This window comes from Shigella sp. SIG3, from assembly GCF_053555855.1.
The window spans coordinates 1-21227 of sequence record NZ_JBQZXE010000066.1 but is presented as its reverse complement, the minus strand read 5'-3'; the positions used below and the strand labels follow the sequence as shown (position 1 = coordinate 21227).

General features: G+C 53.3%; 17 protein-coding genes and 3 pseudogenes. 7 read left to right on the top strand and 13 right to left on the bottom strand.

The genetic code is table 11. The annotated features are described in order from the left end of the window. Positions 1 to 71: 71 nt before the first annotated feature. The 3 genes from rpoD to rpsU form a co-directional block, all read right to left on the bottom strand. On the bottom strand, positions 72 to 1913 hold the full coding sequence (gene rpoD / locus ACUU1I_RS12860; protein ID WP_000437371.1) for an RNA polymerase sigma factor RpoD: 1842 nt from the start codon (positions 1911 to 1913) through the stop codon (positions 72 to 74). A gap of 194 nt (positions 1914 to 2107) precedes the next feature. Beyond that, on the bottom strand, positions 2108 to 3853 hold the full coding sequence (dnaG, locus tag ACUU1I_RS12855; RefSeq protein WP_000918814.1) for a DNA primase: 1746 nt from the start codon (positions 3851 to 3853) through the stop codon (positions 2108 to 2110). Positions 3854 to 3963: 110 nt separating this feature from the next. Further along, positions 3964 to 4179, bottom strand: coding sequence for a 30S ribosomal protein S21 (rpsU, locus tag ACUU1I_RS12850; protein ID WP_001144069.1), 216 nt, complete (start codon positions 4177 to 4179; stop codon positions 3964 to 3966). Between the two features lie 237 nt (positions 4180 to 4416). Here rpsU and tsaD point away from each other — a divergent pair, with 237 nt between their 5' ends. After that, positions 4417 to 5430, top strand: a complete 1014-nt coding sequence (gene tsaD, locus ACUU1I_RS12845; RefSeq protein ID WP_001264368.1) for a tRNA (adenosine(37)-N6)-threonylcarbamoyltransferase complex transferase subunit TsaD — start codon at positions 4417 to 4419, stop codon at positions 5428 to 5430. 42 nt (positions 5431 to 5472) lie between these two features. On the opposite strand, the gene ttdT is transcribed toward tsaD, so the two are convergent. From ttdT to ttdA, 3 genes and pseudogenes are all read right to left on the bottom strand, one after another. After that, positions 5473 to 6870: an L-tartrate/succinate antiporter gene (gene ttdT / locus ACUU1I_RS12840; protein WP_000804968.1), complete on the bottom strand. Its 1398-nt coding sequence runs from the start codon at positions 6868 to 6870 to the stop codon at positions 5473 to 5475. 47 nt (positions 6871 to 6917) lie between these two features. After that, the gene (gene ttdB, locus ACUU1I_RS12835; protein ID WP_000722957.1) at positions 6918 to 7523 is read right to left on the bottom strand and encodes a L(+)-tartrate dehydratase subunit beta; all 606 of its coding nucleotides are present in this window, start codon (positions 7521 to 7523) and stop codon (positions 6918 to 6920) included. Further along, positions 7520 to 8363 (bottom strand): annotated as a pseudogene (ttdA, locus tag ACUU1I_RS12830) (L(+)-tartrate dehydratase subunit alpha). The gene ttdB and the pseudogene ttdA overlap by 4 nt, the downstream one beginning before the upstream one ends. 206 nt (positions 8364 to 8569) lie before the next feature. On the opposite strand from ttdA, the pseudogene ttdR reads away from it, so the two are divergent. Further along, positions 8570 to 9501 (top strand): annotated as a pseudogene (gene ttdR / locus ACUU1I_RS12825) (L-tartrate utilization transcriptional activator TtdR). Positions 9502 to 9513: 12 nt separating this feature from the next. On the opposite strand, the gene plsY reads toward ttdR, so the two are convergent. Beyond that, complete coding sequence (plsY, locus tag ACUU1I_RS12820) at positions 9514 to 10131, bottom strand: glycerol-3-phosphate 1-O-acyltransferase PlsY (protein WP_001272796.1); 618 nt, start codon at positions 10129 to 10131, stop codon at positions 9514 to 9516. Positions 10132 to 10235: 104 nt separating this feature from the next. On the opposite strand from plsY, the gene folB reads away from it, so the two are divergent. After that, a complete protein-coding gene (gene folB, locus ACUU1I_RS12815; protein ID WP_001295541.1) occupies positions 10236 to 10604 on the top strand; it encodes a bifunctional dihydroneopterin aldolase/7,8-dihydroneopterin epimerase in 369 nt (122 codons plus the stop codon). A 90-nt stretch (positions 10605 to 10694) separates the two neighbouring features. Next, on the top strand, positions 10695 to 11516 hold the full coding sequence (gene bacA, locus ACUU1I_RS12810; protein WP_001305111.1) for an undecaprenyl-diphosphate phosphatase: 822 nt from the start codon (positions 10695 to 10697) through the stop codon (positions 11514 to 11516). A gap of 162 nt (positions 11517 to 11678) precedes the next feature. Here the strand turns inward: bacA and cca are convergent, their stop codons facing one another. Together cca and ACUU1I_RS12800 are read right to left on the bottom strand one after the other, a co-directional pair. Beyond that, positions 11679 to 12917, bottom strand: coding sequence for a fused tRNA nucleotidyltransferase/2',3'-cyclic phosphodiesterase/2' nucleotidase/phosphatase Cca (cca, locus tag ACUU1I_RS12805; protein ID WP_000708525.1), 1239 nt, complete (start codon positions 12915 to 12917; stop codon positions 11679 to 11681). Between the two features lie 63 nt (positions 12918 to 12980). Next, positions 12981 to 13601 (bottom strand): TIGR04211 family SH3 domain-containing protein, encoded by a 621-nt coding sequence (locus ACUU1I_RS12800; protein WP_001125331.1) that lies wholly within the window; start codon positions 13599 to 13601, stop codon positions 12981 to 12983. Positions 13602 to 13842: 241 nt separating this feature from the next. Between ACUU1I_RS12800 and ygiF the strand changes: the two genes are divergently transcribed. From ygiF to hldE, 3 genes are read left to right on the top strand one after another with little or no spacing between them, the layout of a single operon-like run. Further along, positions 13843 to 15144, top strand: a complete 1302-nt coding sequence (gene ygiF / locus ACUU1I_RS12795; RefSeq protein WP_000046319.1) for an inorganic triphosphatase — start codon at positions 13843 to 13845, stop codon at positions 15142 to 15144. Positions 15145 to 15166: 22 nt separating this feature from the next. After that, entirely contained in the window at positions 15167 to 18007 is a 2841-nt protein-coding gene (glnE, locus tag ACUU1I_RS12790) for a bifunctional [glutamate--ammonia ligase]-adenylyl-L-tyrosine phosphorylase/[glutamate--ammonia-ligase] adenylyltransferase (RefSeq protein ID WP_005070971.1), read from the top strand. Between the two features lie 47 nt (positions 18008 to 18054). Beyond that, positions 18055 to 19488, top strand: coding sequence for a bifunctional D-glycero-beta-D-manno-heptose-7-phosphate kinase/D-glycero-beta-D-manno-heptose 1-phosphate adenylyltransferase HldE (gene hldE / locus ACUU1I_RS12785; RefSeq protein WP_000869173.1), 1434 nt, complete (start codon positions 18055 to 18057; stop codon positions 19486 to 19488). 119 nt (positions 19489 to 19607) lie between these two features. Here the strand turns inward: hldE and ibsE are convergent, their stop codons facing one another. The 4 genes and pseudogenes from ibsE to ACUU1I_RS12765 all read right to left on the bottom strand — a co-directional run. Beyond that, positions 19608 to 19667: a type I toxin-antitoxin system Ibs family toxin gene (ibsE, locus tag ACUU1I_RS12780; RefSeq protein ID WP_001387082.1), complete on the bottom strand. Its 60-nt coding sequence runs from the start codon at positions 19665 to 19667 to the stop codon at positions 19608 to 19610. A 316-nt stretch (positions 19668 to 19983) separates the two neighbouring features. Next, positions 19984 to 20043 carry a type I toxin-antitoxin system Ibs family toxin gene (locus tag ACUU1I_RS12775; RefSeq protein ID WP_001387081.1) on the bottom strand — a complete coding sequence of 20 codons (60 nt, stop codon included), beginning with the start codon at positions 20041 to 20043 and terminating at the stop codon, positions 19984 to 19986. A 238-nt stretch (positions 20044 to 20281) separates the two neighbouring features. Continuing rightward, a pseudogene (locus ACUU1I_RS12770) lies at positions 20282 to 21133 on the bottom strand (flotillin domain-containing protein); the annotation flags it as partial. Between the two features lie 15 nt (positions 21134 to 21148). Beyond that, the coding region (locus ACUU1I_RS12765) for an IS1 family transposase (RefSeq protein WP_213188113.1) at positions 21149 to 21227 on the bottom strand (79 nt) is incomplete at its 5' end.

Below are 21227 nucleotides of genomic sequence, written 5' to 3'. Positions count from 1 at the left end.
CACCGAAAAGGTGGCGTTTGTGCAGAGAGACTAGTGCCGGGTGCGGCGTAACGCCTGATCCGGCCTACCGATTAATCGTCCAGGAAGCTACGCAACACTTCAGAACGGCTCGGGTGACGCAGTTTGCGCAGCGCCTTCGCTTCGATCTGACGGATACGTTCGCGGGTAACGTCGAACTGTTTACCCACTTCTTCCAGCGTGTGGTCGGTGTTCATATCGATACCGAAACGCATACGCAGAACTTTTGCTTCACGCGCGGTCAGGCCAGCCAGCACGTCGTGCGTTGCCGCACGCAGGCTTTCGGTGGTCGCAGAATCCAGCGGCAGCTCGAGGGTGGTATCCTCGATGAAATCCCCCAGATGCGAATCTTCATCATCACCGATCGGCGTTTCCATGGAGATTGGCTCTTTGGCGATCTTCAGCACTTTGCGGATCTTGTCTTCCGGCATCAGCATACGTTCAGCCAGTTCTTCCGGCGTCGGTTCACGGCCCATCTCTTGCAGCATCTGGCGAGAAATACGGTTGAGTTTGTTGATAGTCTCAATCATATGCACCGGAATACGGATGGTGCGCGCCTGATCCGCGATAGAACGGGTGATCGCCTGACGGATCCACCAGGTTGCGTAGGTGGAGAACTTGTAACCACGGCGGTATTCGAATTTATCAACCGCTTTCATCAGGCCGATGTTACCTTCCTGAATCAGGTCAAGGAACTGCAAGCCACGGTTGGTGTATTTCTTGGCGATAGAAATAACCAGACGTAAGTTCGCTTCAACCATCTCTTTCTTCGCACGGCGGGCTTTCGCTTCACCGATGGACATACGACGGTTGATATCTTTAACCTGCTCGATGGTCAGGCCGGTTTCTTCTTCAATCTGCTGCAGTTTTTGCAGGGCGCGATGCACTTCTTCAGAGACATCGTGCAGTTTTTCCGACCACGGCTTGTTCATCGCAATTGCCGCGTTGAACCAGGTATCGCTGGTTTCGTTGCCGGTAAACAGGGTAATGAAGTTTTTCTTCGGCATTTTGCACTGCTCAACGCAGAGCTTCATGATCAGACGTTCTTGCGTACGAACGCGGTCCATCATGACGCGCATGCTGTTGACCAGGTAGTCAAACTGCTTCGGCACCAGGCGGAACTGTTTGAATACTTCAGACAGTTTCAGGATCTCTTCCTGAGCGGCAGCGTGACTGCGACCTTTCGCTTTGATGGTGTCACGCGTTACAACGTACTGAGCGCGTAGTTCCGCAAATTTTTCGCGAGCCAGTTCCGGGTCGATGCTGTTGTCATCATCGGCGCTGTCGTCATCGCCATCTTCTTCGTCTTCATCTTCGTCATCGTCCAGATCTTCCTGGGAAAGCTCAGAACCGACGTGAGTGGCGGTAGGTGCCAGATCTTCTTCTGCGTTCGGGTCAACAAAGCCGGTGATCAGATCGGACAGACGCGCTTCTTCTGCTTCAACACGATCGTACTGTTCCAGCAGATAGGTGATCGCTTCCGGATATTCAGCAACGGAGCATTGAACTTGGTTGATCCCGTCTTCAATACGCTTAGCGATGTCAATTTCGCCTTCGCGGGTCAACAGTTCAACGGTGCCCATTTCACGCATGTACATGCGTACCGGGTCAGTCGTGCGCCCGATTTCAGATTCCACGCTGGAAAGCACCTGCGCGGCGGCTTCGGCAGCATCTTCGTCCGCGGTGTTTTCAGCCAGCATCAGATCATCGGCATCCGGTGCTTCTTCCATCACCTGAATGCCCATGTCGTTGATCATTTGGATGATGTCTTCGATCTGATCTGAATCGACGATATCTTCCGGCAGATGGTCATTGACCTCGGCATAGGTCAGATAGCCTTGCTCCTTACCACGGGTGACAAGAAGTTTCAGCTGTGACTGCGGGTTTTGCTCCATAAGACGGTATCCACACTTATTTCATGAGGTTGGTGTTGGGCGATTGACCCGATGTCCTTCAGCCGTTAACGCTGAAATCCAACGGTTGTTTACCGCCAACGATAATTACGAGGGCGTACTTATATATTTGCCGCTGCCTCTCAGTGCGGCTGTCGGGGGCTTCCCGATCGCTCTTCGGCACTTAAGCCGTTAAATCACTTTTTCGCCAGCTCCTGGTTTAATGTCCAGAGCTCCAGGCGTTCTTCGTTGCTTAAACCATGCGTGCGCTCACGAGCGATTAACTCTTCCTGGCGCAGTTCAAGCAGCGAATCAAACATATGGTTGAGTGAGTCGGTGAAGGTTTGCTCAGCAATATTCTTATCTGCTATATCGTCCCACATCGACAGTTTTTCAAGGGTGGCAGCATTATTTGTACCACGATAGTGCTCTAAAAGTTGCCCGGAGGTCAGACCTGGCTGGGAGAGACAAGTGTTGACCAGTTCTCTGAATAAGCCAAGTCCAGGGAGCTTATTTTCATCCAGATTCTCAAGCGGCGGGACCAACGTCGCTAATTCTGGATTTTGCACCAGCAACCCTATAAGTATACGCATGGTCGTGCGTTTTAGCTGCGGAACAGGGCGAGAAACGCCGCTCTCTGCCGCTTTTGGCATTAATCGTTCAAGCTGGCTGTCATCAAGTATGCCTAATTTGTTGCCTAATTCCTGACGAAGATATATTCGCAGCGTTTCGCCCGGCACTTGCGATATCAATGGCAGTGCCAGCGTACTCAAACGTGCGCGCCCGTCAGGGGTACTCAGATCAACTTGCGGCATCAGACTGTTAAACAGAAATGCGGAGAGTGGCATCGCCTGCTCCATCCGCGCTTCAAACGCTTCTTTACCTTCTTTTCGTACCAGCGTGTCAGGGTCTTCGCCATCCGGCAAAAACATAAAGCGTAGCTGACGGCCGTCTGTCATGTAAGGCAGCGCCGTTTCCAGCGCTCGCCATGCGGCATCGCGGCCTGCACGGTCGCCGTCATAACAGCAAATGACATTGTTGGTCGCGCGGAACAACAGTTGTATGTGATCGGCGGTGGTTGACGTACCTAACGACGCAACGGCGTAATTAATGCCGTATTGCGCCAGCGCCACCACGTCCATATAGCCTTCGACCACAAGCAGACGATTGGGTTCAGCGTTATCCTGCTGCGCTTCATAAAGACCGTAAAGCTGGCGGCCTTTATGGAAAATGTCTGTTTCCGGCGAGTTCAGGTATTTGGGGGTATCGTTGCCCAGCACGCGCCCGCCAAAACCAATCACCCGACCGCGTTTATCGCGAATGGGGAATATCACCCGTTCGCGGAAACGATCGTAACTGCGTCCCTGATCGTTAGTGACCAACATCCCCGCATCAATCAATGACTGGCGATTTTCTGGATTGCCGCCAAACCGCTTCAGGACGTTGTCCCAGCCGGGGGGCGCAAAACCAATCGCAAAGCGAGCGATAACCTCGTGGCTTAATCCGCGTTTTTCCAGATACTGGCGCGCAGACGTGGCAACAGGTTGTTGTAAAGATTGTTGGTAAAACGTATTCAGACCGTCCATCAACTGATAAAGCGTTTGCCTCTGATGGCGCTCGATCTGGCTGGGGCCGCTGCCTGCTTCAAATGGCACTTCAAGATTGTGCATTGCTGCCAGCTCTTCGACCGTTTCGACGAACTCGAGCTTGTCGTAGTTCATCAGGAAGTCGATCGCGTTGCCGTGCGCGCCACATCCAAAGCAGTGGTAAAACTGTTTCTCACCGTTAACGGTGAATGACGGGGTTTTCTCGTTGTGGAATGGACAACACGCGTGGAAATTCTTGCCCTGCTTTTTCAGCTTCACACGGGCATCGATCAGATCGACGATGTCAGTGCGTGCCAGCAGATCATTAATGAATACGCGTGGGATTCGTCCAGCCATAGGCCCCGATTTTTAGCAATTCATAAACGAAAATAAGCCGCGCATTCCTTTCGGAAGCACGGCCTTACAACTACAACTCGGTCTGATCGGAGAGCAACGCTCTCGGGGAATTAGTACAGACGAGTGCGGCGTGCGTTTTCGCGAGCCAGTTTCTTCGCGTGACGTTTCACTGCAGAAGCTTTAGCGCGCTTACGTTCGGTAGTCGGTTTTTCATAGAACTCACGACGACGAACTTCCGCCAGAACACCTGCTTTTTCGCAGGAACGCTTGAAGCGACGCAGAGCTACGTCGAACGGCTCGTTTTCACGTACTTTAATTACCGGCATGTGCCTCTCACCTTTGATTAATTCGGTTTGCCGCTGGCATCAACGCCAGCTTATTTCAAAATGGTGCGGAATTTTACTGCAATTGCTGCTGCTTTGTAAAGCACCGCGGCCTTTTTTGAAAGGGACTTTTATAAGGGTGAGGAGTATACACGAGGCTTTCTCCAGGGGCGAACAAAGTTTTACATCAACCCGCATTGGTCCTACACTGCGCGGTAATAAAGCGAGGTAAAACAAGTCATGCGTGTACTGGGTATTGAAACTTCCTGCGATGAAACCGGCATCGCCATTTACGACGATGAAAAAGGTTTGTTAGCCAACCAATTGTATAGTCAGGTGAAATTGCACGCTGACTACGGCGGCGTCGTGCCTGAACTGGCCTCCCGCGATCATGTGCGTAAAACCGTACCGTTGATCCAGGCGGCGCTAAAGGAGTCTGGTTTAACGGCAAAAGACATTGATGCTGTGGCCTATACCGCAGGCCCTGGATTAGTCGGCGCACTGCTGGTTGGCGCAACCGTGGGGCGCTCTCTGGCGTTTGCCTGGAACGTTCCGGCAATCCCGGTACACCATATGGAAGGGCATCTGTTAGCGCCGATGCTGGAAGATAACCCGCCGGAATTTCCGTTTGTCGCGCTGCTGGTGTCCGGCGGTCATACGCAGTTAATCAGCGTGACTGGCATTGGTCAGTACGAGCTGCTCGGCGAGTCTATCGATGATGCCGCCGGTGAAGCGTTTGATAAAACCGCGAAGCTGCTGGGGCTGGATTATCCTGGCGGACCGTTACTGTCGAAAATGGCGGCTCAGGGTACTGCCGGGCGCTTTGTTTTCCCGCGTCCGATGACCGACCGTCCGGGGCTGGATTTCAGCTTTTCTGGTCTGAAAACCTTTGCGGCGAACACGATTCGTGACAACAGCACCGACGACCAGACGCGTGCTGATATCGCCCGCGCCTTTGAAGATGCGGTGGTCGATACGTTGATGATTAAGTGTAAGCGAGCGTTGGATCAGACGGGCTTTAAGCGACTGGTCATGGCGGGCGGCGTGAGTGCTAACCGCACGTTACGGGCGAAGCTGGCTGAAATGATGAAAAAACGCCGCGGCGAAGTGTTCTACGCGCGTCCGGAATTTTGTACTGATAACGGCGCGATGATCGCCTATGCCGGAATGGTGCGGTTTAAAGCAGGCGCGACGGCGGATCTCGGCGTTAGCGTGCGTCCGCGCTGGCCGCTGGCGGAGTTACCGGCTGCGTAAAACTATTGGGTGCCGGAGAGCAATTTCCGGCACCGTCCTCACTTAAAGCAACACCACGGGCATCCACAGTAAGCCGGTAATCACCAGCAACACGAGGAATATCAGCCCAAAAATCGCCCCCAGTCGCCAGTAATCCGCCGTTGGCAGATAACCACTACCGTAGTAAATCGGACTGGGTCCGGTGGCGTATGGTGTAAGAATGCTCCCCAGACCAATTGCCGCGCCAACCATCAGGCAGAACACCGGCAGCGGGATTTCCGGCATCGCCAGCGCGGCGGCGATCATCATCGGTGCGAGGGCGGAGGTATACGCCGTGGCGCTGGCGAAAAAGTAGCGCAGTAGATAAAACACCACAATCAACGTCACCATCACCATCGTCGGCGAATAACCACTTAAGCTGCCTGCTAACAGTTTGCCAAACCAGCTAATAAAACCGGTATTGTTGAGTCCGGTCGCGAGGGTGATAAGCGAGGCCAGCCAGAAGAAAACGTTCCATGCCGCTTTATTACTGACAATGTCGTCCCAACTGATAATGCGCAGAAGCAGCATCAGCGCGCCTACCATCAGCCCCAGCATCCGTTTTTCACGCGAACAGAGCGGGCCCATTGCCTGCAGTTCCGTCTCTGCCCAGCGCGGCACCTGATCACCAGACTTCAGTACCGGCGGGTATAGCACGTAAGCCAGCCAGGGAACCAGCAGAAGCAGTAAAATGCTGAGCGGCAACATCCCGAGGAACCAGTCGCCCCAACTCAGCGTGGCGTGAGATGCGCTTTTCATCAGTCCAATTAACAGCAAGTTAGGTGCCATCGCCGTCAGGAAAATGGCGCTGGTCACGCAGTCGGCAACAATCCCCATCCACATGATGTACGAGCCAATGCTGCGCGAACTGCTGTCGTTTGGTTGTGATTGATAGAGCGGTGGCAGGTTACGGATGATGGGATAGATAATACCCGCACCACGCGCCGAGTTGGACGGTGTTACAGGTGCCAGGATCAGCTCGGAGAACATCACCGCATAGCCGAGAAACAGCGTGCGATGCCCCATCTTTTTCACCAGAATCAGCGCAATGCGGCGTCCAAGCCCGGTTTTTTCATAGCCTGTGCCAAACATAAAGGCGGCGAAAATGAGCCAGATAACCGAATTAGAAAAACCAGAAACTGCCCAGGAGAGGGATTTGGCGGTGAACTTAAAGCCTGGCTGGGCGAGCTGTTCGGGGCTGAACAGCAGCCAGGGAGAGAGTATGGCGATGATGGAGATACCCACCATCGCCACCACGGCACCCGGCACGGGTTCGAGGATCAGTCCAACGATCACGCCAGTAAAAACGGCAAAGTAGAGCCAGGTATGGTTCTCCAGCCCTGCGGGAACCGGAAGTAGAGCAATAATGGCGATGACCGCCAGCGGTGCAAGATATCGCCACCATTCAGTGGAAGGTTTCATCGTGTTATGCCTGCGAAAAAGGAGAGGGGTGAGCCTCTCCGGGAGGGTTATTTGATGTAATGGACATGCTCGCAGATCTCTTCCACGATGGGATCGCGGCGTTCGGCGAACAGCTTTTTGTTTTCGGCTATCAGGTTGTTGCCGTGGGTATCAATAGAGACAATCAGCGGGCCGAACTCTTTGACCCGGCAGACCCACAGTGACTCCGGCATCCCGAGTTCTGTCCAGTGCACTTCTTCAATCTCTTCTACCTGGGTTGCCGCCAGCACCGCGCAGCCTGCCGGGAAAATCACATGTAACGCCTTGAATTTCTGGCAGCCTTCTTCGGTCAGCGGCCCCATACCACCTTTGCCAACCACCAGTTTTACGCCGGTCTGCTCAATAAATTCACGTTCAAAACTTTCCATACGCATACTGGTTGTCGGGCCGACGGAGACCATCTCCCATTTGTCGCCGTTTTTGCGCACGATGGGGCCAGCGTGGAAAATCGCTTTGCCGTTGAGATCGTAAGGGATCGGACGTTTCAGTTCGATCAAACGGCGGTGACAAACGTCGCGGCAGGTCACCAGCGTACCGGTCAGGTAGATCACATCGCCGACGCGAATATCTTGCAGATCTTCAGCTTTGATCGGGGTTGTCAGGATCTTTTTCATAACGCGCTCCGGGTGTGAGACAGATTTTCAAAGGTGAGATCGGCATGAACCAGCAGCGTGCCGCGACGATGCGCCCATCACTGAACTGTTGCCGGTCAGCCCTTGTGGACCAATCCCCAGACGGTTGAGTCCTTCTTCCAGGCGTAGCTCCAGTTCTGCCGCTTTTGGATTGGGATGGCGGCTGCCAATCGGGCGCAGAATGGCTTTACGCGAGAGTACGGCGGCGGTTTCCACCGAGGTGGCGATGCCCACGCCCACCAGTACCGGTGGACAGGCGTTTACGGCGAGGGTGGAGATATTTTCGAAGACGAATTTCACCACGCCTTCGTAGCCTTCTGACGGCATTAACACTTTCGAGCGGCCAGGTAGCGTGCAGCCGCCGCCTGCCATGTAAACTTCGATTTCCGCATCGTCATTGTCGGGGATGATGTCCCAGGTGACCCACGGTACGCCGCTACCGGTATTTTTGCCGGTGTTTACTTCGTCAAAAATTTCTACCGCATTGTGACGTAGTGGCGCTTTGACGGTTGCCTCTTCCACGGCTTGTTTGAGTATGCTTTGCAGCTCGCCAAGCAGTGGGAAGCGGGAACCGACTTTAACGAAGAACATAATCTCCCCGGTGTCCTGACAGGCAGGACGATTCAGGTCAATCGCTTTTTGCATGTTGTCGAACATCGTATGGTAGATAATTTTCCCCATCGACGACGTTTCGGCATCCTTTAGCTGTTTTAGTTTATCCACCACGTCATCAGGCATTCGGGTAGAAATCATGGCGGTAAAGTTAGCGACAATCTCTGTCAACTTATTCACTGCCTGTTGCTTATTACTTTCGCTCATCATGGCAACTCCAGTTTTTGTATTTGTCTGGAAAAATTCACCGCCACAAACTACCACTAAAAATGTGGTTTTATATTTTTTGCCACCGTGAATATGTAATTAACAGTTCGTGAATCAACGCGAAAATAAGAATGAATATTGCGCCAGAGCAGGGAATGGCAATGTTTTGCGAAATACACTGCGCTTATCACAACTGCGGATAATTAACGATGCTGAATAGCTGGCCTTTAGCCAAAGACTTGCAGGTACTGGTAGAAATCGTCCACAGCGGGAGTTTTAGTGCTGCAGCGGCGACGCTTGGGCAAACGCCTGCATTTGTCACCAAGCGGATCCAAATCCTTGAAAATACGCTGGCAACAACGCTGCTGAACCGCTCCGCTCGCGGCGTGGCGCTGACTGAAAGTGGCCAACGTTGTTACGAACATGCGCTGGAAATCCTCACCCAATATCAGCGACTGGTCGATGACGTCACGCAAATCAAAACGCGCCCGGAGGGGATGATTCGTATTGGTTGCAGTTTTGGTTTTGGGCGCAGCCATATTGCGCCAGCCATTACCGAACTTATGCGCAATTATCCTGAGTTACAGGTGCATTTTGAATTGTTCGATCGGCAAATTGATTTAGTGCAGGATAATATTGATCTGGATATTCGTATTAATGACGAAATTCCTGATTATTATATTGCGCATCTGTTAACGAAAAATAAAAGAATATTATGCGCAGCACCTGAGTATCTGCAAAAATATCCGCAGCCACAATCATTACAGGAATTAAGTCGTCATGACTGTCTGGTGACCAAAGAGCGCGATATGACCCACGGAATATGGGAGTTGGGGAACGGTCAGGAGAAAAAATCGGTGAAGGTTAGCGGGCATCTTTCCTCCAATAGCGGCGAGATAGTGTTGCAATGGGCGCTGGAGGGCAAAGGGATTATGCTGCGTTCCGAGTGGGATGTGTTGCCGTTTCTGGAGAGTGGCAAACTGGTGCAAGTATTGCCGGAGTATGCACAAAGCGCCAATATCTGGGCTGTTTACCGGGAGCCGCTCTATCGCAGCATGAAATTCGTGTCTGCGTGGAATTTCTGGCGGCATGGTGCCAGCAACGGCTGGGCAAGCCCGATGAAGGCTATCAGGTCATGTAGATCCACCAGAAATCACTCGGGATCCTTTTCGCGCTTTCTTTTGAATTTCGTCCAGATTTTTGTCTCCTGACGACGCCACAGACGCTGGATGTTGTCATGATGACGCAGCAGGATCAGGCAAGAGAGCATCGAAACCGGGAAGGTGAATTGTGGCTTAAACCACCAGACATAAAACGGAGCAATCAGTGCACTGACAATCGCTCCCAGCGACGAGTATCCGCTCAATAGCACGGTCAGTAACCAGGTTCCCGCCATTACTCCGGTGAGATCCCAGCCAATTGGTGCGATTGCTCCAAAAGCGGTAGCAACGCCTTTTCCTCCTTTAAAACCGAAGAAAACGGGCCAGATGTGTCCAAGACAGGCGGCGATGGCAATTAAGCCTAGCCAGAAGGGGCTGACACCTAATTCATACGCGCCCCAGACAGGCAACATTCCTTTCAGAACGTCGAAAATCAGTACTGCTACGGCTGCTCCCTTGCCACCGATACGTAACACATTGGTTGCGCCTGGATTGCCGGAGCCGCTGGTTCGCGGATCGGGCAGCCCACACAAGCGGCAAACCAGAATGGCACTGGAAATGGAGCCGCAGAGGTACGCGATGAGGATCATTCCAGGCGCGATTGCACTCATAAGCTGTTCCGTTTTGAAAATTCGTGTTCAACGATGAATCTGTGGATAATACGCACATTTCGCCGGAAGTGGTATCCGGTTAGCCAAAAAGCAGGCAGGACGTGATGGATATTGTATTTATAGAGCAACTTTCGGTAATCACCACTATTGGTGTTTACGACTGGGAACAGACCATCGAACAGAAGTTAGTGTTCGATATCGAAATGGCATGGGATAACCGTAAAGCGGCGAAAAGTGATGATGTGGCGGATTGCCTCAGTTACGCTGACATTGCAGAAACGGTGGTCAGCCACGTCGAGGGGGCGCGTTTTGCGCTGGTGGAACGCGTGGCTGAAGAGGTGGCGGAGCTGCTGTTAGCACGCTTCAACTCGCCGTGGGTGCGTATCAAACTCAGCAAGCCAGGCGCAGTGGCGCGGGCGGCGAATGTTGGCGTAATCATTGAGCGTGGCAATAATCTGAAAGAAAATAATTAATTTTACAGCTGTTAAACCAAACGGTTATAACCTGGTCATACTGCAGTAGTTCGGACAAGCGGTACATTTTAATAATTTAGGGGTTTATTGATGAGCGATATGCACTCGCTGCTGATAGCGGCAATATTGGGTGTGGTCGAAGGATTGACAGAATTTCTGCCGGTATCCAGCACGGGCCATATGATTATTGTCGGTCACTTGTTGGGGTTTGAGGGCGACACGGCGAAAACCTTTGAAGTTGTGATCCAGTTAGGATCAATTCTGGCGGTAGTAGTGATGTTCTGGCGGCGTCTGTTTGGCCTGATTGGCATCCACTTTGGCCGCCCGTTGCAGCACGAAGGTGAAAGCAAAGGTCGTTTAACGCTGATCCACATTTTGCTGGGGATGATTCCGGCGGTGGTACTGGGGCTATTATTCCACGACACGATTAAGTCATTGTTTAACCCGATAAATGTGATGTATGCGCTGGTCGTTGGCGGTTTGTTGCTGATTGCCGCCGAATGCCTGAAGCCGAAAGAGCCGCGTGCGCCGGGTCTTGATGATATGACCTATCGTCAGGCGTTTATGATTGGCTGTTTCCAGTGTCTGGCGCTGTGGCCGGGTTTCTCCCGTTCCGGGGCGACCATTTCAGGTGGGATGCTGATGGGCGTGAGCCGTTACGCTGCTTCCGAGTTCTCGTTCCTGCTGGCGGTACCGATGATGATGGGCGCAACGGCGCTCGATCTCTACAAAAGCTGGGGCTTCCTGACAACCGGCGATATCCCGATGTTTGCCGTTGGGTTTATCACCGCTTTTGTGGTGGCGCTGATAGCGATTAAAACCTTCCTGCAATTGATTAAGCGCATTTCGTTTATCCCGTTCGCCATTTATCGCTTTATTGTGGCGGCTGCGGTGTATGTCGTGTTCTTTTGATTGAGAAAAGGTTCGGGAGCAGGCCGGGTTTTCTCCCTCGCTCTGTAGGGAGAGGGCCGGGGTGGGGGTGATTGTTCGCACCGGTGCTGGTCTGTTCCCCTCACCCTAACCCTCTCCCCGAAGGGGCGAGGGGACGGTTCGTGCTAACGTTTAGTTTTATACTCAGTCAGGCTTTGGGCAACGTTGTTCCTTCCAGCTGGCTACCGCCGCAATCCGCCGTCGGGTCAGCTCCTCGCGAATCTCCACGCCTTTAAATCCCGCTTCAACGACCGCTTTTGTCGGCACTGACTGCGCCACTTCCCAGCCTTCGCGCAACCAACGGCCTTGCGGGTAGTCCGCTGATTCAAAACCGGTTCTGCCGCGCACGTCAGCCTCGCTGGTCAGCGCCAGTTGCTCGACACGCTGCGGTTTACGCCAGGCATCGATGGAATCAAATAATTTGACGATGGTTTTTGGGTTCAGCATTGGGAAGGTGTGGATGAGATCGTGAAACTCAGCCACCAGTCTGGCTAAATCGCGAATTTCATTTGGCACGCGCAGACGCTGGCATAGTTGTTCCACTAACTTAACACCCGCCGGGCCATGCCCATGATGACGCGGCCAAAGTTCTGGCGGCGTCAGTCCTTTACCGAGATCGTGGCATAAAGTTGCGAAACGGACATCAACCTGCGGACTCAGCATCGCCGCCATTGAGAGCGTCATTAAGGTATGAATACCCGTGTCGATTTCCGGATGCCACTTGGCAGGTGCCGGAACGCCAAACAGTGCGTCAATTTCCGGGAATAAAACGCGAAGTGCGCCGCAATCGCGCAGTACCTGGAAGAACACCTGGGGATTGCGGGTGGTGAGGGCGCTTTCCGTCTCTTTCCATACCCGTTCAGGCGTCAGGTGTTCCAGTTCACCCGCATGGGTCATCTCGCGCATCAGCGTCAGAGTTTCATCGGCAATACGAAAACCGAGGTGGGCATAACGCGCAGCAAAACGCGCCACGCGCAGTACGCGTAACGGATCTTCGCCAAAAGCGGGGGAAACATGGCGCAACAGACGATTTTGCAGATCGCCCAGACCGTTGTACGGGTCGATAATCTCGCCGTTATCGTCCTGGGCCAGCGCATTAATGGTCAGATCGCGACGCTTAAGATCATCTTCCAGCGTGACATCCGGTGCGGCATAGCAAGTAAAACCGGTGTAACCGGAACCGGATTTCCGTTCGGTACGTGCCAGCGCATACTCTTCATGCGTTTGCGGATGCAGAAACACAGGAAAATCGCGGCCTACCTGCTGGTAGCCCGCGTCGAGCATCTCCTGTGGCGTACTGCCGACCACCACCCAATCTCTGTCTTTGACCGATAGCCCTAACAATGCATCCCGAACAGCACCACCGACCAGATAAATCTTCACGCCATCATCCCTTCGTCAAATACACAATTCCTAATAATAAGACAGTGCAACGAAGAAGGCGATTTAGTTCATCCAGCGATCTTTGCGTTTGCGGCTTGGGATCAGGTGCGGCAGTACCAGACCGAGCAGCAAGCCAAGCCCCAGCACGCCACCGCCATACATAAACCATTGCATGATGATGGTGCGCTGTTTGTCATCCAGCTGTACGCTGGCGGCATCGACCTTTTTCTGCGCGACAATCAGCTCGTTTTTCAGTTTCTGATTTTCTTCTTTTAACCCGTTGATCACGCTGTCGCTCTGCGCCACTTTTTGCTGCATTTCTGCGGTGCGCTGATTCCAGGTGTTATCGATATTGGTGAGTTTATCGGTCAGGGTTTTGACCTGATTTTCCAGATCTGGCACACGGGAGCGCAGGCTTGGCTCAGTGCTAAGTTGTTTCAACGGGATCCAGGCGGTACGGCCAGAGCTGTCTTTCACCTGGGCATAATTGGTGTTGGCGTCAGTTTGTAATAAGGTCACTTCCTCGCCGGCGTTAACCGTGCCCACGAGGCGATAATGATCTCCCGGACCGCTACGGACCCAGGTATTCAGTTCGTCAGAAACATAGCGCGTTTCTTCAGCGTGTGAGACGGCAGTCGCGCTAAGTGCGAGTAAAGTTAATCCGATCAGGCGTAATTTTGGCATCAGGCTGTCGTTATTGTCATGGAAAGTGGAACGATAGTAGTGGCATCAGTGTCGCTACGCAAAGCATTCGACATCAATCGGAATCCTCTGTGTCAGGTCTTGCCACTGCTTCAAACTTTTACGCCCGTCAAATTGCCCGTTGCATGGCAATTTGGCGCAAAATACTATCTACTGACAAAAAAGATCGCATTAAGTTCGCCGTTCATCGTCACTTATGTGACATAACCGATAAGTAAAGGCCATGGCTCAGGAAATCGAATTAAAGTTTATTGTTAATCACAGTGCCGTTGAGGCGTTGCGTGACCATCTCAATACGCTGGGCGGCGAGCACCATGACCCCGTGCAGTTGCTGAATATTTACTACGAAACGCCGGATAACTGGCTGCGTAGGCACGATATGGGCTTACGTATTCGTGGCGAAAACGGTCGCTATGAGATGACCATGAAAGTTGCAGGAAGAGTGACAGGCGGCTTACACCAGCGCCCGGAATATAACGTGGCGTTGAGCGAACCGACGCTCGACCTGGCGCAGTTACCGACGGAAATCTGGCCGAACGGCGAATTGCCTGCCGATCTCGCTTCCCGCGTGCAGCCGCTGTTTAGCACCGATTTTTATCGCGAAAAATGGCTAGTAGAGATCGATGGCAGCCGAATTGAAATCGCTCTCGACCAGGGGGAAGTGAAAGCGGGTGAATTTGCTGAGCCTATCTGCGAGCTGGAACTGGAGCTGCTTAGCGGCGACACGCGCGCGGTGCTGAAACTGGCGAACCAACTGGTATCGCAAACCGGATTACGCCAGGGCAGCCTGAGCAAAGCGGCGCGTGGCTATCATCTGGCGCAGGGCAATCCGGCGCGTGAAATCAAACCGACCACCATTTTGCATGTTGCGGCAAAAGCCGATGTGGAACAGGGGCTGGAAGCGGCGCTCGAGCTGGTGTTAGCGCAATGGCAGTATCATGAAGAACTGTGGGTACGCGGCAACGATGCGGCGAAAGAGCAGGTGCTGGCAGCCATTAGCCTAGTCCGTCATACACTGATGCTGTTCGGTGGCATTGTGCCGCGTAAAGCGAGCACTCACTTACGTGATTTGCTGACTCAATGCGAAGCGACCATCGCTTCTGCGGTTTCTGCCGTGACGGCGGTCTACTCTACCGAAACGGCAATGGCGAAGCTGGCGTTGACCGAATGGCTGGTAAGCAAAGCATGGCAGCCGTTTTTAGATGCCAAAGCGCAGGGCAAAATTAGCGACTCCTTCAAACGCTTTGCCGATATCCATCTTTCCCGCCATGCCGCTGAACTGAAAAGCGTTTTCTGCCAGCCGTTAGGCGATCGCTACCGTGACCAGTTGCCACGCCTGATGCGTGATATTGACTCAATACTGTTGCTGGCGGGTTACTATGATCCTGTCGTCGCGCAAGCCTGGCTGGAGAACTGGCAGGGGCTGCGTCACGCTATTGCGACCGGGCAACGCATTGAAATTGAACATTTCCGTAATGAGGCAAACAATCAGGAACCGTTCTGGTTGCACAGCGGAAAACGTTAATCAGGCAAGGATAAAATCGCTTATGAAGCCGCTCTCTTCACCGTTACAGCAGTACTGGCAGACCGTTGTTGAGCGGCTGCCAGAGCTTTTAGCCGAGGAATCACTTAGTGCACAGGCGAAGTCAGTACTTACTTTCAGTGATTTTGTGCAGGACAGCGTGATTGCGCATCCAGAGTGGCTGACGGAACTGGAAAGCCAACCGCCACAGGCTGACGAATGGCAACATTACAGCGTGTGGTTGCAGGAGGCGCTCAGTAATGTGAGCGACGAAGCCGGGTTAATGCGCGAGCTGCGGCTATTCCGGCGGCGCATTATGGTGCGCATCGCATGGGCGCAAACGCTGGCACTGGTTACTGAAGAGAGCATATTGCAGCAGCTCAGTTATCTGGCGGAGACGCTGATTGTTGCGGCGCGTGACTGGCTGTATGACGCCTGCTGCCGCGAGTGGGGAACGCCGTGCAATGCGCAGGGCGAAGCGCAACCGCTGCTGATCTTAGGCATGGGTAAGCTGGGCGGCGGGGAACTGAATTTCTCCTCTGATATCGATCTGATTTTTGCCTGGCCGGAACATGGTTGTACGCAGGGCGGACGCCGGGAACTGGATAACGCGCAGTTTTTTACCCGCATGGGGCAGCGGCTGATTAAAGTGCTGGATCAACCAACGCAGGATGGCTTCGTCTATCGCGTGGATATGCGACTGCGTCCGTTTGGCGAAAGTGGCCCGCTGGTGCTGAGCTTTGCCGCGTTGGAGGATTATTACCAGGAGCAGGGACGCGACTGGGAGCGTTACGCGATGGTCAAAGCGCGGATTATGGGCGATAGCGAAGGCGTCTATGCTAACGAGTTGCGTGCGATGCTGCGCCCGTTTGTTTTCCGTCGTTACATCGATTTCAGCGTGATTCAGTCGCTGCGCAACATGAAAGGGATGATTGCCCGTGAAGTGCGTCGACGTGGTTTGACCGACAATATCAAACTCGGCGCAGGCGGCATTCGCGAAATTGAATTTATCGTTCAGGTGTTCCAGCTCATTCGCGGTGGGCGCGAACCGTTGCTGCAGTCGCGCTCTTTACTGCCAACGCTCAGCGCCATTGCCGCGCTGCATCTGCTTTCTGAAAACGATGCTGAACAATTGCGAGTGGCATATCTGTTCCTGCGGCGTCTGGAAAACCTGCTGCAAAGCATTAACGACGAACAAACCCAAACGCTTCCTTCTGATGAGCTTAACCGTGCGCGGCTGGCGTGGGCGATGGACTTTGCTGACTGGCCGCAACTGACCGGGGCGCTGACCGCACATATGACCAATGTGCGCCGGGTGTTTAATGAATTGATTGGCGACGACGAAAGTGAAACTCAGGAAGAGTCGCTGTCGGAACAGTGGCGTGAGCTGTGGCAGGATGCGTTGCAGGAAGATGACACTACGCCAGTGCTGGCGCATCTTAGCGAGGATGATCGCAAACAGGTCCTAACGCTGATTGCTGATTTCCGCAAAGAGCTGGATAAGCGTACTATCGGGCCGCGAGGACGTCAGGTGCTCGACCATCTGATGCCACATCTGCTAAGTGATGTCTGTGCGCGTGAAGACGCTGCTGTCACGCTGTCGCGCATTACCGCCTTGCTGGTGGGGATTGTTACCCGCACAACCTATTTAGAATTGCTCAGTGAATTCCCTGCGGCGCTTAAACATTTGATTTCTCTGTGTGCCGCATCGCCGATGATTGCCAGCCAGCTAGCGCGTTATCCATTATTGCTGGATGAATTGCTCGATCCAAATACCCTTTACCAGCCGACGGCGACCGATGCCTACCGTGATGAACTGCGCCAGTATTTGCTGCGCGTGCCGGAAGATGACGAAGAACAACAGCTTGAGGCGCTGCGTCAGTTCAAACAGGCGCAGCTGTTACGCATTGCGGCAGCGGATATCGCCGGTACGCTACCGGTAATGAAAGTGAGCGATCACTTAACCTGGCTGGCAGAAGCTATGATAGATGCCGTCGTTCAGCAGGCGTGGGGTCAAATGGTGGCCCGCTACGGTAAGCCAAATCACCTCAACGAACGTGAAGGGCGCGGTTTTGCGGTGGTCGGCTACGGCAAGCTGGGCGGCTGGGAGTTAGGCTACAGTTCCGATCTTGACCTTATCTTCCTCCATGATTGCCCAATGGATGCGATGACTGACGGCGAGCGGGAAATCGACGGGCGGCAGTTTTATCTGCGTCTGGCGCAACGCATTATGCATCTGTTCAGTACGCGTACCTCTTCCGGCATTTTGTATGAAGTGGATGCTCGACTGCGTCCGTCCGGGGCGGCGGGAATGCTGGTGACATCCGCAGCAGCATTTGCCGATTATCAGAAAAACGAGGCCTGGACGTGGGAACATCAGGCGCTGGTGCGTGCGCGTGTAGTGTACGGCGATCCGCAGCTCACTGCGCACTTTGACGCGGTGCGTCGTGAGATTATGACACTGCCGCGAGAAGGTAAAACTCTGCAAACGGAAGTGCGGGAAATGCGCGAGAAAATGCGCGCTCATCTCGGCAATAAACATCGTAATCGCTTTGATATCAAAGCCGATGAAGGCGGAATTACCGATATCGAATTTATTACCCAATATCTGGTGTTGCGCTACGCTCATGAAAAACCGAAGTTAACGCGCTGGTCAGACAACGTGCGTATTCTGGAGCTGCTGGCGCAAAACGACATTATGGAAGAGCAGGAAGCGATGGCGCTGACCCGTGCTTACACGACGCTGCGCGATGAACTTCATCATCTGGCATTACAGGAATTGCCGGGCCATGTGTCGGAGGATTGCTTCACCGCAGAGCGTGATCTGGTGCGGGCAAGCTGGCAGAAGTGGCTGGTGGAAGAATGAAGTATGGTATTATCGCGCGCAAATTTTGAATCTCTCAGGAGACAGGAATGAAAGTAACGCTGCCAGAGTTTGAACGTGCAGGAGTGATGGTGGTTGGTGATGTGATGCTGGATCGTTACTGGTACGGCCCCACCAGTCGTATCTCGCCGGAAGCGCCGGTGCCCGTGGTTAAAGTGAATACCATCGAAGAACGTCCGGGCGGCGCGGCTAACGTGGCGATGAATATCGCTTCTCTCGGTGCTAATGCACGCCTGGTCGGGTTGACGGGCATTGACGATGCAGCGCGCGCGCTGAGTAAATCTCTGGCCGACGTCAACGTCAAATGCGACTTCGTTTCTGTACCGACGCATCCGACCATCACCAAATTACGGGTACTTTCCCGCAACCAACAGCTGATCCGTCTGGATTTTGAAGAAGGTTTCGAAGGTGTTGATCCGCAGCCGCTGCACGAGCGGATTAATCAGGCGCTGAGTTCGATTGGCGCGCTGGTGCTTTCTGACTACGCCAAAGGTGCGCTGGCAAGCGTACAGCAGATGATCCAACTGGCGCGTAAAGCGGGCGTTCCGGTGCTGATTGATCCAAAAGGTACCGATTTTGAGCGCTACCGCGGCGCTACGCTGCTGACACCGAATCTCTCGGAATTTGAAGCTGTTGTCGGTAAATGTAAGACCGAAGAAGAGATTGTTGAGCGCGGCATGAAACTGATTGCCGATTACGAACTCTCGGCTCTGTTAGTGACCCGTTCCGAACAGGGTATGTCGCTGCTGCAACCGGGTAAAGCGCCGCTGCATATGCCAACCCAGGCGCAGGAAGTGTATGACGTTACCGGTGCGGGCGACACGGTGATTGGCGTCCTGGCGGCAACGCTGGCAGCGGGTAATTCGCTGGAAGAAGCCTGCTTCTTTGCCAATGCGGCGGCTGGCGTGGTGGTCGGCAAACTGGGAACCTCCACGGTTTCGCCGATCGAGCTGGAAAATGCAGTGCGTGGGCGCGCAGATACCGGCTTTGGCGTGATGACCGAAGAGGAACTGAAGCTGGCCGTAGCGGCAGCGCGTAAACGCGGTGAAAAAGTGGTGATGACCAATGGCGTCTTTGACATCCTGCACGCCGGACACGTCTTCTATCTGGCAAATGCCCGCAAACTGGGTGACCGCTTGATTGTCGCTGTGAACAGCGATGCCTCCACCAAACGGCTGAAAGGGGATTCCCGCCCCGTTAACCCGCTCGAACAGCGTATGATTGTGCTGGGCGCACTGGAAGCGGTCGACTGGGTGGTGTCGTTTGAAGAAGACACGCCGCAGCGCTTGATCGCCGGGATCCTGCCAGATTTACTGGTGAAGGGCGGCGACTATAAACCAGAAGAGATCGCCGGGAGTAAAGAAGTCTGGGCCAACGGCGGCGAAGTGCTGGTGCTCAACTTCGAAGACGGTTGCTCGACCACTAACATCATCAAGAAGATCCAACAGGATAAAAAAGGCTAACCGGAAAGCGGTTCACAGATCTCGCTTCGTAGCAGGCAGGCCTATTGACGCTGTTGTTTTTTCAACCTAAAGTAAAGGAACAAGGGTAAGGGAGGATTTCTCCCCCCTCTGATCAGTTGTTAGTAAGTCGGGAAACTTAACAGTAACAACACAACCAGTATGATGACGAACTTCATCATAACCCTTTCCTTCTATAAGGCCCCTTCCTCGGGAGGGGCTTTCCCGTTTCAGCCCCTTGCTGACTCCCCGATTGTTGATGAGCGCCGGACCCCGCGCAACGCTTTCCCTGAAGCAGTTTTGCCTTCCCCGAGCGGTCACGCAAAACGCTGCAACGTCCTGAGCATTTGCACCTTTTAGCGGAACGCAGATATAAAAAATCCCCGGCTTTTTGGGCCAGGGATATGTGTTAATGAAACCTTCTTGACGCTGATTTTTTTTCAACCTAAAGTAAAGGAACAAGGGTGAGGGAGGATTTCTCCCCCCTCTGATTGGCTGTTAATAAGCTGCGAAACTTACGAGTAACAACACAATCAGTATGATGACGAGCTTCATCATAACCCTTTCCTTCTGTAAGGCCCCTTCCTCGGGAGGGGCTTTCCCGTTTCAGCCCTTTGCTGACTCCCCGATTGTTGATGAGCGCCGGACCTCGCGCAACGCTTTCCCAGAGGCAGTTTTGCCTTCCCCGAGCGGTCACGCAAAACGTTGCAACGACCTGATCATTTGCAGTTTTTAGCGGAACGCAGATATAAAAAATCCCCGGCTTTTTGTGCCAGGGACGTTCATAGCTGAAAATTTATTCTACGTTTTCGGCGACGGGAGTTGTTGAGGTTAAGGGTGAAGTCAATGCCGCCAGTGAACCGCCTGAAACGCCAATTTCATTGAGCAAGGAGTCAATCAGCGGAGCCTGTGTGCGGTAAGAGAGAGCGGCTGATAATGCTTGTTCCGCTAGGTTTCCGCCCCCCACATTACCCGTGTTTGCATCACCCGCAGCGCTGCCACGATTCAGACCATCGACCTGAATAATCTTGATACCGTCAATAGATTTCATCGGCTCAACGGATTTTTCTATTACCGCAGGTAGCGCCTGCAACAAGGCCAGTTTGAATTTAAGGCTGGTTTGTTCATCAGAAAGTACGTTGATAGCATCGTTCAGCGCACGTTGTGCTTCTGCTTCCGCCAGACCCTTTTTACGTGTAGCTTCGGCTAACTCAACGATAGCCGCCGCCTGCATCTCTGCGGCTTCTTTTTCTGCTTTCGCCCGCACGGTCAGTTCAACCGCTTTGGTTTCTGCATCCTGCGCGGCAGCGATTAGGGCAACTTGTTTAGCACGATCGGCTTCTGCCTGGGACTGTTGTTCCGATTTGGCGGCAATAGCGATCGATTTCGTCTGGTTGGCGATTTCGGTGACCTGCTGCTGTTCGATCTCTTTAATACGAACTTCACGTTCAGCCTCAACCTTTCTTGAGCGGACGGCCTGCTCGCGCTCGATCTCCGTTTCCTGAATTTGTCGTTCAGCCAGAATTCGCGTCTGCTCTGCTTCACGACGACGTTCAGCTTCAAAAGCCGCAATACGTGCATTCTGTTCGGCAGTACGGGTTTTAACCTGCTGCTCCTGCTCAAGCGTCATAAACGCTTCTTGTTGTTCGGTAATGACTCCAACTTACTGATAGTGTTTTATGTTCAGATAATGCCCGATGACCTTGTCATGCAACTCCACCGATTTTGAGAACGACAGTAAC

What these genes read in the sequence shown, in the direction of transcription:
- rpoD (WP_000437371.1), bottom strand. Translation starts at nt 1,913, where the DNA reads ATGGAGCAAAACCCGCAGTCACAGCTGAAACTTCTTGTCACCCGTGGT.
- ttdT (WP_000804968.1), bottom strand. Translation starts at nt 6,870, where the DNA reads ATGAAACCTTCCACTGAATGGTGGCGATATCTTGCACCGCTGGCGGTC.
- tsaD (WP_001264368.1), top strand. Translation starts at nt 4,417, where the DNA reads ATGCGTGTACTGGGTATTGAAACTTCCTGCGATGAAACCGGCATCGCC.
- ACUU1I_RS12800 (WP_001125331.1), bottom strand. Translation starts at nt 13,601, where the DNA reads ATGCCAAAATTACGCCTGATCGGATTAACTTTACTCGCACTTAGCGCG.
- rpsU (WP_001144069.1), bottom strand. Translation starts at nt 4,179, where the DNA reads ATGCCGGTAATTAAAGTACGTGAAAACGAGCCGTTCGACGTAGCTCTG.
- hldE (WP_000869173.1), top strand. Translation starts at nt 18,055, where the DNA reads ATGAAAGTAACGCTGCCAGAGTTTGAACGTGCAGGAGTGATGGTGGTT.
- plsY (WP_001272796.1), bottom strand. Translation starts at nt 10,131, where the DNA reads ATGAGTGCAATCGCGCCTGGAATGATCCTCATCGCGTACCTCTGCGGC.
- bacA (WP_001305111.1), top strand. Translation starts at nt 10,695, where the DNA reads ATGAGCGATATGCACTCGCTGCTGATAGCGGCAATATTGGGTGTGGTC.
- ygiF (WP_000046319.1), top strand. Translation starts at nt 13,843, where the DNA reads ATGGCTCAGGAAATCGAATTAAAGTTTATTGTTAATCACAGTGCCGTT.
- ttdB (WP_000722957.1), bottom strand. Translation starts at nt 7,523, where the DNA reads ATGAAAAAGATCCTGACAACCCCGATCAAAGCTGAAGATCTGCAAGAT.
- glnE (WP_005070971.1), top strand. Translation starts at nt 15,167, where the DNA reads ATGAAGCCGCTCTCTTCACCGTTACAGCAGTACTGGCAGACCGTTGTT.
- folB (WP_001295541.1), top strand. Translation starts at nt 10,236, where the DNA reads ATGGATATTGTATTTATAGAGCAACTTTCGGTAATCACCACTATTGGT.
- dnaG (WP_000918814.1), bottom strand. Translation starts at nt 3,853, where the DNA reads ATGGCTGGACGAATCCCACGCGTATTCATTAATGATCTGCTGGCACGC.